The sequence below is a fragment of the Stenomitos rutilans genome (assembly GCF_059505485.1).
Genome location: NZ_JCACKR010000090.1, coordinates 24,056 through 39,246, shown reverse-complemented (window position 1 = coordinate 39,246; position 15,191 = coordinate 24,056). Strand labels below are relative to the sequence as shown.

Below are 15,191 nucleotides of genomic sequence, written 5' to 3'. Positions count from 1 at the left end.
CTTGCATTAACTCTTTTGATCCATTGCTATGAACGCTAAAGTATTCCGAAATTGGCTATTCGTTCTACATCGCTATCTTGGCTTAATGGTTGGACTGATTGCGATCGTCATTGGTTTAACAGGTAGCCTGCTGGTCTTCCACACAGAGATCAGTGAGTTGCAACAACATCACCAAATTGGAACCATTACGCCTCAAGGGCGACCGTTACCCATTGAAACCATCATCAACGCGGTAAAACCCATCTATGCCAATCGATCGGATGCAGTGCTCCAGGTGCTTGATGCACCCACAAAGCCGAATGCGCCGTTTCGTGTGGTTTATGCTACGAAAGCAAACGATTGGATCGAGAACTACGTGCATCCCTACACTGGAGCCGTTCTCGGTAACACGCTCAAGCCCAATGCAACAGAGCATTTTTTCAGCACAGCTTATAAATTGCACTACTCACTGTTAGCAGGTGACATCGGCATCAAAATTGCGGGCATTGTTGGTTTGCTCATGTGCATTCTGACGCTCACAGGTGCCATGCTTTGGCCTGGGTGGAGAAAGCTCATAGCAGGTTTCACAATTAAATGGAATGCCCATCCCAAGCGGGTAAATTTTGACTTGCATAAAGTGGTGGGAATGATTGCGGTGGCCTTTCTGTTCTTCACCTTTTTCACAGGCTTCTGCTGGAATTTCTATGAGTTCAGTGAGCCTTTTATTCGAGTTGTGACGCTCAGCCCCTCAAAAACAGAACCAGTGTCTCAAGTTGTTGCTAAGCAAGCTCCGCTCAGACTTGCAGATCAACTACAAACGGCCCAGGCGGCTTTACCAGATGCGGCACTGCGAAGAATCTATTTTCCTGCAAAGCCTGAAGACGCATTAAGGTTTCGCTTTAAGCTGCCCCAAGAATCAGTGAGCTATGGAGAGAGCAATGTGTATCTCGATCAATATAGCGGTGTGGTTTTGCGTGTAGATCATGGGTTGAAACTGCCCCTGGGCGATCGCGTCCTCAATGCCTTTGTTCCCCTCCATTACGGCACGTTTGGCGGTCTACCAACGCGTATTTTCTATGTCTTTGTAGGGCTGACACCACTCATTTTATTTACGACAGGCTTTGTGATGTGGTGGTATCGCAAACGTAAAAAGCAGCCTGACTTTGAAGAAACACCGCAAGTCATCACGAAGCATTTTTGAAGCTGAACGCTGAACGCTGGGTGTGCTGCTTCATTGCACTATCAGGGACACATACTCTTTTTCAGAGATTCAATGAGCAAAATGGCGATTTGCTCTCTTGTTTTGACCCTTTGCTTACTCATTTCAGTAGGTTCCGTAAGCAGAATGGCAATTTGCTTTCTTGTTTTAACCAATTGTTTTCTTATTTCGGTGGATCGCGCACTCATTTTAGTGTTTTTCGCAAGCAAAATGGCAATTTGCTTTCTCATTCTGCGGTTTGCTTTCTCCTTTCAGTAGATCACGTAGCCAAGCTTTTCGAGAGACGCAGAGGGCAATCCGCCAGAACCAGAAAAAGCGAGGGGGTTAGAAGCGGGTGCCAAAGCTGAATTTCTGGATGGCAGGCTGTTTGTCACTCTGGCTTACTTTGACATCACCAAGCAGAATGTAGCGACGACCGATCCAAACAATCCCTTTTTCACAATTACTGCGGGGGAACAACGCAGCCAGGGGGTTGAACTTGACATCGCGGGAGAGATTTTACCCGGTTGGAGCATCATTGCCAACTATGCTTATACCGATGCCAGAATCACTGAAGACAATGATATTCCTGTAGGGAACCGCCTGTTTAATGCGCCTCGCCACAGCGCTGGGTTTTGGACAACTTACAGAATTCAGCGGGGTGATTTGTAGGGGTTGGGCTTTGGTTTAGGCATCAACTATGTGAGTAATCGTTTTGGTGATTTAGCCAATACGTTTGAAGTGGGTGACTATTTTCTCACCAATTTGGCTCTCTTCTATCAGCGAAATAATTGGCGCTTAGGATTAAACATGAACAATCTGTTTGATGTGAGCTACATCAGCAGTACTAACAATTCTCGCAACTTTGGTAACGCACCCGGTGCCCCATTGAGTGTAATCGGCACTATTTCCGTAGAGTTTTAAGGACGCACGATCGGATTTCAACCGTGAGAGCATACGTTCTATCATCAAATAGAGAAATCTAATACGACTTACAATTAAGCCCAAAAATACTTTGGAAGCGATCGCTCAACACCTGTGAATTTGAAGGACAACGCTGCATGAAAGTTCGCAATTTGGTCTTAAAGCTACACGGTTTGATTGGCATTGTGATGAAATTATTGCTGGTTGTGAGCAGCCTCACGGGTTTTATTCATCACGGGGATAGTGAACTGGCGACGGAGGCGAGCGATTAACACATGGCGAGAATCAGCGCTGCAGCTGGTTTAAGAAACCCAAAAAACAGGCTTTCCTAACTCATTCATTTGGAGCTATTAAAATGAAAACAACTCTCTTCGGTGCTTTGTCAATCGTAAGTGGTGCGATCGCAGGTATTTGCATCTCCACTTTATCCATCTCAAAGCAAGCGACTCTTATGCCTGCTGCTGCTCAAACCGCACAGGTGGCTGGCTTTAACGCAGATATTTATCTAATGGCCTATCCGGATGTTGCCAAGCAAATTCAAGCAGGCAAATTCAAATCGGCGTTAGATCAGATCGAGGTATTGAAATTGCTCAACCCACATCTCAGAACTGGAGGTATGCTTGTGTCAGATAACGTTGGCACCTTCAAAGACGATTTGAGACCTTACGTTGAGTTTCTGCAAAAGCCTGAGAATGGCTATCGTTCAAGCACTTTGGCCTTGAAGGGTGGCACAGAGCTTTCAATCAAAGTGAGATGAGGTCTACCAAACGTTTTCAAAGAATCGATGAAACAGGTTTTTGCAGCCGCCTTACCCAATTATGCAGTTTGTCGTGTCGGAATTTCGATGACAAACGTTGCGCCCTGTCCTGGTGCAGAATGACACGTCAACTGACCTTTGTGTCGTTCGGTAATCACTTGATGGCTGATAGACATTCCCATCCCCGTCCCTTTGCCCACAGCCTTGGTCGTGAAAAACGGGTCAAAGAGGCGCTTTTGCACAGCTTCAGGGATGCCAGGTCCGTTATCCGTAATGTGAATCGCCACGCGATCGCCACCCACAACCTTGGTCTGAATTGTAATCACACTCGGCTGTTCCTTCACTTCAGCGGGCGATCGCTGTTGGTTTTGCTCATCTAGCGCATCGATCGCGTTGCTCAAGATATTCATAAACACCTGGTTGAGCTGTCCCGCATAGCATTCAATATGGGGCAAGGGGCCGTAGTCTTTCACAATCTGGATGGCGGGATACTCGGAGCGCGACTTCAGCCGATTGTGTAAAATCATCAGCGTACTGTCGATGCCTTCGTGCAGATCCACATCTTTCACTTCCGCTTCGTCTAACCGCGAGAACGAACGTAGGGATGCCACAATTTTTTGAATGCGATCGGCTCCCACCTTCAAGGAGCCTAACAGTTTGGGGAGATCGGTCATTAAAAAGTCCAGGTCGATCGCCTCGGCCTCAACTTTAATCGCACCGACTGGATCGGGATAATGTTCTTCGTAGAGTGAAAGCAGCCTGAGTAGATCTTGCGTATATTCATTCGCGTGATTTAAGTTGCCATAGATAAAATTCACTGGGTTGTTAATTTCGTGCGCGACACCCGCGACTAGTTGCCCTAAGCTCGACATTTTCTCGCTCTGCACCATCTGTGTTTGAGTACGCTGTAGCTCTTGCAGAGCCGCTTCTAGATCTGCTGCCTGTTGTTGCAACTGAGCCTCTGCCTGCTTTAAATCGGTGATATTAAAGCTGGTACCCACAATGCGATGCACCCTACCATCTGCATTGATCAACGGGTTAAATGTCGTCATCACCCAGGCCAGGTTGCCATTAAAGGTTAGATGTTCGGTGGCTATCAGTGTCGTTCTCCTGTTGGAGCACTCGCGGAGGAGTTGATCAATGGCGGCTCCTTCTGTGGCACCAAACAACTCGGCTGCTGTCTTACCTGCGATTGCAGCACTGCTATATCCCGTAAGGCGTTCTGATACGTGGTTGTGGTTAGCGTAGTGAAAGACACCATTTTCAAGCACATCGACCACAAAAATGGAGCAGCCAACGCCGTCATAAATACTGCGTAAAAACTGCTCTTGCTCTTGCAATTGAGCTTCGGCCTTCTCGCGTTCGCGTTGCGCTGTGATGTCTTGCATTGCAGCAACAGCACCTAATTTGTTGCCATTATGATCAAAAAATGCTTGCCCACTCGCCAATATGATACGCGTCTTACCTTGCTTGGGTGCAATCACCATCTCGGCATGATGAACAATTTCGCCTTGAAACGCCCGAAACAGCGGGATATTCTGTGTTTGCATGAGGGTTTTGCCATCAGCATGGTACAGGTCGAAATAAGGTGCCCATTCATCAGGAGGCAAGGGAGCTTCGGGTAAACCGTGAAACTCTCGTGTGGCACGGTTAAAGAGGGTCAGGCGTCCCGTTTCATCGCAGGCAACAATGCCGTCTGCCAAATTGTCCAAAATGGTTTTGAGGAATTGTTGCTCTTTTTGCAAAGCAGCTTCGGCTTCTTTGCGATCGCTAATATCTTCCATCACACCCTGATAGCCAATGACACCGCCTTCGGCATTTTTAATGGGCGACAAATTGCACGATACCCAGCACCAGCGATCGTCTTGGCAACGGTGCCGAAACTCAAGTCCCGTCTCATTTTTCCCCGTGTTGATGAGGCGATCGTAAGCTGCCCCACAAATCGCTAAATCGTCGGGATGTACCAGTGGGGCGAAAGGCTTGCCTAAAAAGTCTGCCGGGTCGTAGCCAAAAAGCTGCGTAAATTGAGGGGAAATGTAGGTAAAGGTGCCTGCTGCGGAGAACGCAAAAATATAGTCGCTGGCATCTTCGACGAGGCGACGAAACTTGGCTTCACTTTCGGCAAGGGCAATTTGTGCCTGTTTATAGTCAGTGATGTCTTCGTAGGTGCCAAAAACCCCGACGATCGCGCCCGTTTCATCATGTATCGGCATTTTGCTGGTTCTCATCCAGAGCAGGGTGCCATCGTCTTTGAGCCACGATTCTTCGTAGTTCAGGCGGGGACGATTGTCTTGTATGACTGCCGTATCATTCGCGCGAAAGCGATCGGCTGACTCTCGCCAGACAAGCTCAAAGTCGTCTTTTCCAACAATTTGCTTTGGTGACTCTAGTTGTGCATCCTGAGCAAACAGGTTGTTGCACCCCAGATAGCGAAAATGCTGATCTTTCCAGAAAATCCGCTGAGGCAACAGGTCAAACACCAGCTGTAGGAGCTGTTTGGATGCTTGTAGCTCTTTCTCTGCTTGCCGAGATTCAGTGATGTCGCGGGCAATGGCATAGATAAGGCGTTCTTCCTGATAGGGAGCAGCAGTCCAGGAGAGCCATCGATAGGAACCATCTTTGCAGTAGTAGCGATTCTCGAAAGCGACGGTTTTAGCTCCCTGGCTAAGCTTGATGGCTTCTGCGATCGAGGCCTCGCGATCGTCCATATGCACAAAGTCGATGAAGGGCTTTGTCACCAACTCATCAGGCGTATAGCCTAGAATTTGCTCAAAGGCCGGATTAACACGCCTAAAAACTCCGTCGAAGTCCACAATGCAGAATATATCTGCACTCAGCATAAAGAAGCGATCGCCTTCTAATTCTGCCTGTTCACGATCGCGCGCCGTTTGATTGATTGCCTCCCCGTTTGACTCCAGGCTCAGATCGGTGGACTGCATGTGTGCCAAACACTCCCTATGAAAACAAAAGCGGCGGTAAGCCATGCCTAGTGTTCCCGAATCAGAGGGTGTTTAACGATCACGTTGGCTACAACACGCCACACTGCCCTTGTTGACGCAGTAAATGATCACAGAGCACCAGGGCAACCATTGCCTCAACCATTGGCACAGCACGAGGAAGCACACACGGATCGTGGCGACCTTTGGCAGCCAAGGTTACTTCCTCGCCTGTCTTTGTCACAGTGCGCTGCTCTTTGCGAATCGTCGCAGTAGGCTTAAAGGCAACCCGAATAATAATGTTCTCGCCATTGGAGATGCCGCCCTGCACGCCGCCCGATCGATTCGTCACGGTGCGAATGGTGCCCTGCTCATCGGTGTAAAACTCGTCGTTGTGCTCACTGCCCGTCAACAGCGTCCCCGCAAAGCCAGAGCCAATTTCAAAGCCTTTACTGGCTGGAAGGGACATCACCCCTTTCGCCAGATCGGCTTCTAACTTGTCGAAAACAGGCATGCCCAGGCTTTTGGGAACGCGACGGGCCACGCATTCCACTACGCCCCCGATCGAATCGCCTTCCTTCCGCACCTGCTCAATACGGTCAATCATGCGGTCGGCGGCATCCTGATCGGGACAGCGCACAATGTTGCTCTCCACCTGCTCCAGCGTCACGGTTTCGGGGTCAACCACGCCTTCCAGATCTTTGATGCGCTTGACGTAGCCAATAATTTCAACCCCTGCAACCTGCTGAAGAATTTTTTTGGCGATCGCCCCTGCTGCCACTCTGCCAATGGTTTCTCGTGCAGACGATCGTCCTCCACCCTGCCAGTTGCGAATGCCGTACTTAGCGTCATAGGTGGCATCGGCATGAGAGGGGCGATACTTCACTGCCATCTCGTCATAGTCCTGCGATCGCTGGTCTTTGTTGCGAACGAGGAGGGCGATCGGCGTACCTGTCGTTTTGCCGTCAACCATGCCAGAGAGAATTTCGCACTGATCGGCTTCATTGCGCGGCGTGGTAATCTTGCTCTGCCCCGGCCTGCGCCGATTCAACTCTGCCTGAATTTCCTCAACCGAGATCTCTAGCCTAGGCGGACACCCATCAATGACAACACCCACCCCGCCGCCATGCGATTCGCCAAAGGTGGTAATGCGAAAGAGATGTCCAAAAGTGTTGCCCATGATGCGTGATGGAGTAATTGTGAGATTGCGATCGTAGCGGAAAACGGCGATCGACCGCTGCGATCGCGAAGATGAAACCATTGTCAGCAAAGGGCGTAGGAGAATCTACCGGAGCGAGAACTCATCAATAGAACCAATAATCTGTAGGGGTTTAGCATTCGGGCAACAATCTTTGCTATGACCAAGGGCGCACCTGCCGAATGCTAAACCCTTACGCTTGAGTTTCCGGTGTTATTTAATCTACGATCCATAGGAATTTCTCTGCCATCATCCTTTTGCTTTTATGCGAACGCGATCGAGTCCTTAGAATACGCAAATCCAGCCGAGCGGTGAAGCGATGCAAGCCAACCTTCAGGAGCAACTTTCTCTAACTGATGCTGAAGTCATTTTGGGTCGCTTGCCTGAGCGCATTCGAGAGGCTCTCATTGCTCGTGCGGCTGAAATTGAGTATCCCATTGAAGTGGTCATTGAAATGGCGTTCACGTAGTGTTTCTGTAAGAGAATCGCCAGTTTTCTCGATACAGAGGCATTAGGGTTTGCAGATTGCAAGCCGGGACGTGGGCAATAAAACCGTCAGACAAACAGCAGCCGACCTTTGGGTTCTGGGAGCGATCGCCCCAACGCTTGTGCCGTCTGAATCCATGCTTGGATCACAACTTCGGCATTTTGCACTGCTTCCTGATACGTTTCACCGTCCGCCATGCAACCAGGTAGTTCTGGCACTTCGACAATAAACGCTTGATCAGCGTCGCTCCAGTACAGGATTAGTTCATACTTGAGCATCATCATTAGGCATTGGAAAGTCTTCTGGGGAGAGGTTTTGATTGACGTATTGGATCGCCGATCGTACTGTCTTAATGCGCCAGGGCACAAACACAGCATAAATAGCGCCCGTCTCAGAATCAATTCGTTTCAGAATGTGAGTATCTCTGACCTCTACATTTTCAAGCTTGAGAAGCGTATAGTCTTGTCGTGTATCCAGTTCTAAAACAGGTAACTCCTGACATAAACGAACGGCTCCGATCGCTTGAACTAGGGCTTGCTGCAAGTTTTCATATCTTTCTTCCAAAATCCACTGAGCTTGCCATTGACCTGGATGAACGATGCCATATTTCTCAAGTAAAGGAATGCCGTGATAGGCGTAGGCAACAAACCCATCGGCAAATTGCAGTGCAGGTTCGCCCTCACCATGAAGTTGATGATCGTTATCCAGAAGGATTGTTGTTGGGCGATCGCAAACAATACAGAGATTATCTACGGCAAAAATCCAGCCGCAATGTTTGACCAGTCCTTGTAAAGCTGCCCATTTTTTGGCTCTATGTGCAAAATTCAGCACTGAAAAAGCAAAGTCAGACCAAGTGCAATAAATTGCGAAGTCAGAGATGATGACAGGTGGGTTTTCGATTAAAAACTTTTTCTCTGGAAGAGATAACGAAATGGAAATTAGATCTTGAAAGCGAGGATGCTCTAAACCACAAATTTTTGCGGTCAGTGTACTTTGCAACATCTGCTTCAGCCACTTGCGAAAGAACAGCCCTTTAGCTGGAAGCCACGCTAACTGACTTTCAACGGCAGAAGCTGTTGAAACAAAAGTTTCCTGCCAGTCCTCTGGCTGCCTATCCTGAAGCGTTGTTGCGAATTCAGCATCTCCACGATGAGCCATTTGTTTGCCCAACGTCTCAAAAAGTGGAGATGAGCCGAGAACCGCCTGCTCAACAATCTCTTGAGTGGTCAGATCTTTGGGCAGAAGGTGATCAACGTGCTTTCTCAAAGACGTGGATGCATCATGGGCAACGTCTTTCAGCAAAGTGTGAATCGGTTTTGTACCTGCGTGCTGCTGTTTAAGCTGAATCTTGATCGTTTCCCAAATTCCTTGTACAAAGAACTTAAAGAAATTGCTCTGAATCTCTTCTGGAGAAACCCTCACGCTGTCTTGAGGTATTTCTACTTGTGAAACATTTTCTTGCAGACGCTCTAACGCCTCACGAGGACTGGCGCAGAAAATGACTTCGGGTTCTTTTTTTCCCATGACCGCATACGCCCCTTTGACGGCCGCTGCGGCTCGGATGCGATCGATCGGTTCAGTTGACAAATAAATACGTTGCCATTTCTCCTGATATTCGGGAATCAGAGCTTCTTGCTCAGGAGTGAGAAACTGAATCTGTGGCATTCTGCTAACCCTTGGCAAATTTTATGACCAAGGTAATTGTTCCCTCAAACCAATCGCAGACATCGGTTAGAAACCACGTTCAATACAACGTTATTTACAGCAAAAAGCGCCCCCGTAAAGAGAGCGCTTTTGGTTAGCGAGAGACGAGGGAATTAGCCGTCGATCGCGGGAGCCTGCATCGAAACCAGCGTTGCGTCGCCAGAAGCGAGATCAAGCGGGAAGTTGTGAGCATTGCGCTCGTGCATTACTTCCATACCCAGGTTGGCGCGGTTTAGCACATCTGCCCAGGTATTTACCACACGACCTTGAGAATCCAACACCGACTGGTTGAAGTTAAACCCATTGAGGTTAAACGCCATCGTGCTGATGCCCAGAGCCGTCAGCCAGATACCCACAACGGGCCATGCACCCAGGAAGAAGTGCAGGGAGCGGGAGTTGTTGAAGCTGGCGTATTGGAAGATCAACCGACCGAAGTAGCCGTGAGCTGCCACGATGTTGTAGGTTTCTTCTTCTTGCCCAAACTTGTAGCCTTCGTTCGCCGATTCGTTCTCGCTGGTTTCACGCACCAAGGAGGAGGTCACCAAGGAACCGTGCATCGCGGAGAACAAGCTGCCACCGAATACACCCGCTACACCCAACATGTGGAAAGGATGCATCAGGATGTTGTGCTCGGCTTGGAACACGAACATGAAGTTGAAGGTACCAGAGATACCCAGGGGCATCCCGTCAGAGAAGGAACCTTGCCCGATCGGGTAGATCAACAGCACTGACGTAGCCGCAGCCAACGGTGCCGAGTAAGCGACGCAGATCCAGGGGCGCATGCCGAGGCGGTAGGACAGTTCCCACTGGCGACCCATGTAGGCGAAGATGCCAATCAGGAAGTGGAACACCACCAACTGGTAAGGACCACCGTTGTACAGCCACTCATCTAAGGAAGCCGCTTCCCAGATGGGGTACAGGTGCAAGCCGATCGCGTTGCTGGAAGGCACAACGGCACCAGAAATGATGTTGTTGCCGTACATCAAAGAGCCAGCAACAGGCTCACGGATGCCATCAATGTCTACAGGAGGGGCTGCAATGAAGGCGATGATGAAGCAGATGGTTGCAGATAGCAAAGTGGGGATCATCAACACACCGAACCAGCCTACATACAGGCGGTTGTCGGTGCTGGTGACCCAGTTGCAGAACCGATCCCATGCGCTTCCGCTTTCGCGTCTTTGAATGGTTGTTGTCATAGTGGTAATGATTGCTAGAAACTACAGGAAAATCCGTAGCCAAGAATGAATGTTCGGCAAGGTCTACTCTATCTAGGTATTTCTTACCTACTCCTATAGTATTGAGATTCTTTTTGATTTTTCTGCGCTGTTAGTGAATATTCATTAACACGATCGCAACCATTGTTTACAGTCCAAAACCTACCGCCACATAAACGATCCAATCGTTTTCGCGTACAAGTCAACCAATACGGCACAACAAACTTATTGAATATTTGTAACTCTATCAAAGTAAAAGAGTGCGCGCTTAAGAACTGTATGATTCATACCTAGCAGACCTTCTAGCAAGCACGGATGGTGCTCGTGCAAATTAAGTAATCAGGCTCTTTACTAACGCAATTGTAACCAACAGTAATCTTTCTTAATTGAGCATGCTTAAGCAAACCAACTCTACTGCAAAACGCTTTAGAACGGCGCTCCCAAACGACCTAGCGTAAGCGGCACCCCGTATGGCGACGAGGCAGCTAGCGCTCTCAATCAGCGATCAGCTTCTTACTAAGCTAAGCTGCTAATTGATAAATCGCGATCAATCTAATTTCAATGCATTTGCAGGCACGTCATCCCACGAAGTAACGGTACGAAGGCGAGCAATCCACCCTGCTGCAATTTGTTCATCAGTCAAGTTGTTTTGGAACGATTGATGACAATCCTGCGCGTGGTCTTCATCGCAGCACGCAATACACGAATACAGGATGCCGGATGGATCAATTTGTTCGTTTACCCAAATAGACACGATCAAGTCCTCCTGAGAGTGAACCCATTTGCCTGTTAATTCTAGGATTTTCTCACTGCTCTCAAGCATCCGTGAACAATACGCAATGATTCAGCTAGCAGCCGCTTGAGTTATCAGCTATCAGCATCTACTTGAGCCATCAACGCCAACCCCCCTCCCGTCACCCGGCAGATGCGCCAATCGGGTAACACAGTGGCTCCCATTTTTTCGTAAAAGGCGATCGCGGGTGCATTCCAATCCAGCACGCTCCATTCTAACCGTCCGCAATTTTCGGCGATTGCACGTTGCGCTAAGTGGTTCAGCAGCGCTTTACCGATGCCTAAGCGTCGATACTCTGGCAACACGAATAAATCTTCCAGGTAAATTCCAGGCTTGGTCAAAAAGGTTGAATAGTTATAGAAGAACAACGCGAAGCCCACAGCTTGTCCGTCCACCTCTGCCAGAATCGCTTCTGCATAAGGGCGGGAAGCAAATAGATGCTCTCTAAGCGCTTCTGGCGTACCCGTTACCGCAACCGATAACCGCTCGTAGTCTGCCAAAGCTTGAATTAATTTGAACAAAACAGACGCATCATCAGGGGTCGCTGAACGCAACATCACCTCTGCGGGTGTGGCAACCATTTATTCCTTGACCCAAAATTTTTGTTAGAAAACCATTTTTATTTTAGACGAACACGTTATACAAGTAGCAGCACACTGCATCGTGCCTCATTTTTTTGAGCAACGCAACCTGGAGCAAGCATGGGTAAAAAAGGCATGGGCTGGGTACCTGACTACCCGGATGTGAGAGATTGCACCCTGAAGCACGACAACGTAAGAAACATTCAGAAGAGCCAGCAGTCCAGCGGTGGTAGTGAGGTCGATCGTGCTCGACAATTTCTCGACCTCATTAAAATTTTGAAACCCTCACCAGAGAGCCCCACCTCAATAGTAGATCCCAATATTACTCATAGCTTGTCAATTTTAGAAGAGGAGTTTACACAAGAGATTGACTCTAAGTTGCATTTTGTTTCTGCCACATTCACTGATGGTTTTCTATCTTTAGGTAGTTCAGGTAGTGCAGTACAGGATTTACAGAATAACCTCGAAAAGTTGCATTATTTGAAATTGGACAATAACCAATTTGATTACAGGAATAATCTGTTGGATTTGGACAGCTTAAAGCAGCCATCGAAAGCAAGTAATCAAGACGATCAAGAAAAAGACCTCCTGGAACCGGATGATCCAGGTCACTTTGGTAAAGCAACTGAGGCAGCGGTCAAAGCATTTCAAATCAATCAAGAGCTTGACCCAACGGGTATTTACACGGCTGTCACCAAAGCAGAGCTATTAGCCTTAATATCAATTGTGGGCAAGTTAGGCAGCAGCAAGTATCGATCGGGCGTGTCGGGTCCAGGTGTTATTTATATTCAAGCGCTACTTGAAGCTCCACCTAATTCGTTTGAAGTTGATAAGCCGCTTGGTTTGTTTGGTACTAAGACCTCTCAGGCTGTTCTAGATTTTCAAAAAGAATTTCAAAAAGAATTTTCAAAAGAAAAAAGTAGAGAGGAGGCAATTGTTGACCAGGAAACTTGGGAAAAGCTAATTAAGAAGTATGAAAATGAAGATCTGCGAAGAGTACTACCTTCTGCTCCAGTGCCAAAAAAACGGTTTAAAGAGCTAAAAAAATACATATTTAGACTAATCAAGGAAGAGGAAGGTGGAATTCCTAATATTATTAACCAGTTGGGAGGCTTGGAGGATATCGATCGATTTCTCTTTGATGAAAGTGGTAAAAAAGCTGATGGTCAAGAACCTGTACTACCTGTACTAAAGGAGATCGAAGAAAAACTACAAAAGCGTCTTGAACCGATTATTGAGGTTTTGATTCAACTGGCTACCTGTATAGATAAAACACTTCCGGTTGATAGTAAGTTTCTAGAAGAGGCGCTTAAAACTAGCTATAAGTCACTGGTTAATATTGTCAATCAGCCTTCAGACAGCGAGAACGGAATGAGCACTGAGTCGAAGCGACTTTTACGGCTGGCTGATTGGTTAGAGCAGGGAAAAGGATATGTTTCCAGTAATATTTTTCGCTATCCAAGCTACCAGCCAGGGGTGGCTCAACCAGCCATCACGTACATTCAAGAGCGCTTGCGAGCACTGGGATACTACGATGCTCCCACAACGGGTTACTTTGATGAGCAAATCACACAGGAAGCTGTAAAGCGTTTTCAGGTAGCAAGAGGAGAACCTGAACCAGACGGCAAATTCAAGTTAGCTGACATTGAGCAGTTACAGAAGATGTCCCAAGAGAAGTTTGTCAATTTGGAGCCGCCATTGCCAGATGATCTCACTGCCAGCTTGATTGCTGATCTAGGTGGACTTGAGGGACTGATTCGCTATTTCAGTAAAATTCATATTTTTGAGACAATCGACAAAATTGTTTTAAGCATTCAGGACGTTTCTAAACCACCTAATTCTGTGCACTGGGTTGAGATGGTTCAGCCAGTGATACCAGTTAATGCTTTAGACTCTAGCAGCGAGGTAGCTTTAAAGAAAATCGCTCAAGAGATTAATGAATCTAGCAAAACCATAGAAGAAAAGCAGGCTTTGGCTAGACAATTCCTTGAATTGATTCTTCGCTTCACGCTGTATCCGATCGCCAAAGCGATCGCCTATCTCATTTCTCCAATTGGTAAATATAATGAGCCTAAAGAAGCCTTTAGAGATGGATTGAGGCGCTTTAGAGTGATTGCATATTTTTCACAAGTACAAGAGATTAGTCGTATTCTAAACGGCTTAATTGTTGATGTTTCAGGAGATATTGACAGACTCACGAAAGAGTATGAATCCCTGGTGGAAACTCTGGCTATTCTTAAAGCGGAGTTTAGGCAGCAGGAGCTATCAAGCGTGGGCTTAGATATGTTTGAACAACTACAACCGCTGGTGACATCTGCCCTCCACAAATCTACTCCGTCTGTAGAGAAGGACATCAGCCAAATAAACCAACCCACTCAATTGGTAGAAGTAGTAAAAAAATGGATTAAAGAGCAGCTTTTTGTCAATGCCGAGCGCTATGTTACGCTATCAGGAAAAGCTCAACAAGCTGGTACTAACAAAAACAGCGAAATTAACGCTATACCCAGAGGAGATCAGACCTTCATCCGAGTCGATCTTAACTGCGATCGCTGCTCACTACAGCTTCCGGTGACTGGAAAAATGTATCGTGCGCTTTCTCAACAGGCAGAAGAATGCAACACCACTTATCTCATACTTCCTGATTCGGTCGATCTCAGTATCTGGTGTTCAGAAGTAGAAGATCAAGGCGAACTTGATGCGTGTACTGCTCATGCTGGCGTTGCGTTACTTGAATACTTTGAAAAGAAGAGCCTTGGAGATGCGCTCGATGCGTCCCGCCGCTTTCTCTACAAAGTCACTCGTAACTTGATGCACCGTGAAGGGGATACAGGGGCATCGGTGCGCGAAACCATGAAAGCAATGGTGTTGTTTGGTGTACCGCCAGAAGAATATTGCCCCTACGATGAAGCAAAATTTGACGATGACCCCTCTGCCTTTTGCTACGCCTTTGCCCAAAACTACCAGACAATTACCTACTTTCGCCTGGATGGTGCCGCGATGCCTGCGCGAGAGCTGTTAGCGCAAATTAAAACTATCCTGGTCGGCGGGTTTCCCTGTATGTTTGGCTTTACGGTCTACGACTCGATTCGCGACAAAACCAATCCACCGGGACATATTCCGTATCCCACGCTGGATGATAAGCAGGAAGGAGGACATGCCGCGATCGCCGTTGGCTACAACGACTATAAGCAAATCAAAAATGCAACGAACCCAGGCGCATTGCTGATTAAAAATTCGTGGGGCGTAAACTGGGGCGAAGGCGGCTACGGCTGGCTTCCCTACGACTACGTGTTGAACGGCTTAGCGCGAGATTGGTGGTCGCTCATCAAGTCCGAATGGGTTGAGAGCAAACAGTTTGGTCTCAGTTCTCCTGACGCGTGGACAGCAAATTTGGGCGACACAATTACTTCTAGATGATAT

The 15,191-nt window shown here is 47.7% G+C and carries 13 protein-coding genes and 1 pseudogene; 6 read left to right on the top strand and 8 right to left on the bottom strand.

The window, feature by feature from the left end:
* Window positions 1–28: 28 nt before the first annotated feature.
* The gene (locus AC5JLP_RS16285; protein WP_496068980.1) at window positions 29–1,180 is read left to right on the top strand and encodes a PepSY-associated TM helix domain-containing protein; all 1,152 of its coding nucleotides are present in this window, start codon (window positions 29–31) and stop codon (window positions 1,178–1,180) included.
* A 41-nt stretch (window positions 1,181–1,221) separates the two neighbouring features.
* Here AC5JLP_RS16285 and AC5JLP_RS16280 read toward each other — a convergent pair whose 3' ends face one another.
* Entirely contained in the window at window positions 1,222–1,428 is a 207-nt protein-coding gene (locus tag AC5JLP_RS16280; RefSeq protein ID WP_496068979.1) for a hypothetical protein, read from the bottom strand.
* Between the two features lie 76 nt (window positions 1,429–1,504).
* Here AC5JLP_RS16280 and AC5JLP_RS16275 point away from each other — a divergent pair.
* The 3 genes and pseudogenes from AC5JLP_RS16275 to AC5JLP_RS16265 all read left to right on the top strand — a co-directional run.
* A pseudogene (locus AC5JLP_RS16275) lies at window positions 1,505–2,101 on the top strand (TonB-dependent siderophore receptor); the annotation flags it as partial.
* A gap of 137 nt (window positions 2,102–2,238) precedes the next feature.
* Window positions 2,239–2,373 carry a hypothetical protein gene (locus tag AC5JLP_RS16270; RefSeq protein WP_496068978.1) on the top strand — a complete coding sequence of 45 codons (135 nt, stop codon included), beginning with the start codon at window positions 2,239–2,241 and terminating at the stop codon, window positions 2,371–2,373.
* A gap of 83 nt (window positions 2,374–2,456) precedes the next feature.
* On the top strand, window positions 2,457–2,858 hold the full coding sequence (locus AC5JLP_RS16265) for a hypothetical protein (protein ID WP_496068977.1): 402 nt from the start codon (window positions 2,457–2,459) through the stop codon (window positions 2,856–2,858).
* 59 nt (window positions 2,859–2,917) lie between these two features.
* Here the strand turns inward: AC5JLP_RS16265 and AC5JLP_RS16260 are convergent, their stop codons facing one another.
* Both AC5JLP_RS16260 and aroC read right to left on the bottom strand, forming a co-directional pair.
* Entirely contained in the window at window positions 2,918–5,797 is a 2,880-nt protein-coding gene (locus AC5JLP_RS16260; RefSeq protein ID WP_496068976.1) for a PAS domain S-box protein, read from the bottom strand.
* A gap of 88 nt (window positions 5,798–5,885) precedes the next feature.
* Window positions 5,886–7,055 (bottom strand): chorismate synthase, encoded by a 1,170-nt coding sequence (gene aroC, locus AC5JLP_RS16255; RefSeq protein WP_496068975.1) that lies wholly within the window; start codon window positions 7,053–7,055, stop codon window positions 5,886–5,888.
* 256 nt (window positions 7,056–7,311) lie between these two features.
* On the opposite strand from aroC, the gene AC5JLP_RS16250 reads away from it, so the two are divergent.
* Entirely contained in the window at window positions 7,312–7,461 is a 150-nt protein-coding gene (locus AC5JLP_RS16250; RefSeq protein WP_496068974.1) for a hypothetical protein, read from the top strand.
* Between the two features lie 86 nt (window positions 7,462–7,547).
* On the opposite strand, the gene AC5JLP_RS16245 is transcribed toward AC5JLP_RS16250, so the two are convergent.
* The 5 genes from AC5JLP_RS16245 to AC5JLP_RS16225 all read right to left on the bottom strand — a co-directional run bounded on the left by AC5JLP_RS16245 (window position 7,548) and on the right by AC5JLP_RS16225 (window position 11,771).
* Window positions 7,548–7,763, bottom strand: a complete 216-nt coding sequence (locus AC5JLP_RS16245) for a type II toxin-antitoxin system HicB family antitoxin (protein ID WP_496068973.1) — start codon at window positions 7,761–7,763, stop codon at window positions 7,548–7,550.
* Window positions 7,744–9,144, bottom strand: a complete 1,401-nt coding sequence (locus AC5JLP_RS16240) for a DUF6745 domain-containing protein (RefSeq protein WP_496068972.1) — start codon at window positions 9,142–9,144, stop codon at window positions 7,744–7,746. Before AC5JLP_RS16240 ends, AC5JLP_RS16245 begins: the two co-directional genes overlap by 20 nt.
* A gap of 152 nt (window positions 9,145–9,296) precedes the next feature.
* Complete coding sequence (gene psbA, locus AC5JLP_RS16235) at window positions 9,297–10,379, bottom strand: photosystem II q(b) protein (RefSeq protein ID WP_496068971.1); 1,083 nt, start codon at window positions 10,377–10,379, stop codon at window positions 9,297–9,299.
* Between the two features lie 565 nt (window positions 10,380–10,944).
* Complete coding sequence (locus tag AC5JLP_RS16230) at window positions 10,945–11,151, bottom strand: glycogen debranching protein (protein ID WP_496068970.1); 207 nt, start codon at window positions 11,149–11,151, stop codon at window positions 10,945–10,947.
* A gap of 113 nt (window positions 11,152–11,264) precedes the next feature.
* Window positions 11,265–11,771, bottom strand: a complete 507-nt coding sequence (locus tag AC5JLP_RS16225; protein ID WP_496068969.1) for a GNAT family N-acetyltransferase — start codon at window positions 11,769–11,771, stop codon at window positions 11,265–11,267.
* A gap of 120 nt (window positions 11,772–11,891) precedes the next feature.
* On the opposite strand from AC5JLP_RS16225, the gene AC5JLP_RS16220 reads away from it, so the two are divergent.
* Window positions 11,892–15,188 carry a peptidoglycan-binding protein gene (locus tag AC5JLP_RS16220; protein WP_496068968.1) on the top strand — a complete coding sequence of 1,099 codons (3,297 nt, stop codon included), beginning with the start codon at window positions 11,892–11,894 and terminating at the stop codon, window positions 15,186–15,188.
* The last annotated feature ends 3 nt before the right edge of the window (window positions 15,189–15,191 follow it).

Excerpts from the sequence above, each read along its gene's own strand:
- AC5JLP_RS16285 (WP_496068980.1), top strand. The coding sequence starts at position 29 with ATGAACGCTAAAGTATTCCGAAATTGGCTATTCGTTCTACATCGCTAT.
- AC5JLP_RS16280 (WP_496068979.1), bottom strand. The coding sequence starts at position 1,428 with ATGAGAAAGCAAATTGCCATTTTGCTTGCGAAAAACACTAAAATGAGT.
- AC5JLP_RS16270 (WP_496068978.1), top strand. The coding sequence starts at position 2,239 with ATGAAAGTTCGCAATTTGGTCTTAAAGCTACACGGTTTGATTGGCATT.
- AC5JLP_RS16265 (WP_496068977.1), top strand. The coding sequence starts at position 2,457 with ATGAAAACAACTCTCTTCGGTGCTTTGTCAATCGTAAGTGGTGCGATC.
- AC5JLP_RS16260 (WP_496068976.1), bottom strand. The coding sequence starts at position 5,797 with ATGCAGTCCACCGATCTGAGCCTGGAGTCAAACGGGGAGGCAATCAAT.
- aroC (WP_496068975.1), bottom strand. The coding sequence starts at position 7,055 with ATGGTTTCATCTTCGCGATCGCAGCGGTCGATCGCCGTTTTCCGCTAC.
- AC5JLP_RS16250 (WP_496068974.1), top strand. The coding sequence starts at position 7,312 with ATGCAAGCCAACCTTCAGGAGCAACTTTCTCTAACTGATGCTGAAGTC.
- AC5JLP_RS16245 (WP_496068973.1), bottom strand. The coding sequence starts at position 7,763 with ATGATGATGCTCAAGTATGAACTAATCCTGTACTGGAGCGACGCTGAT.
- AC5JLP_RS16240 (WP_496068972.1), bottom strand. The coding sequence starts at position 9,144 with ATGCCACAGATTCAGTTTCTCACTCCTGAGCAAGAAGCTCTGATTCCC.
- psbA (WP_496068971.1), bottom strand. The coding sequence starts at position 10,379 with ATGACAACAACCATTCAAAGACGCGAAAGCGGAAGCGCATGGGATCGG.
- AC5JLP_RS16225 (WP_496068969.1), bottom strand. The coding sequence starts at position 11,771 with ATGGTTGCCACACCCGCAGAGGTGATGTTGCGTTCAGCGACCCCTGAT.
- AC5JLP_RS16220 (WP_496068968.1), top strand. The coding sequence starts at position 11,892 with ATGGGTAAAAAAGGCATGGGCTGGGTACCTGACTACCCGGATGTGAGA.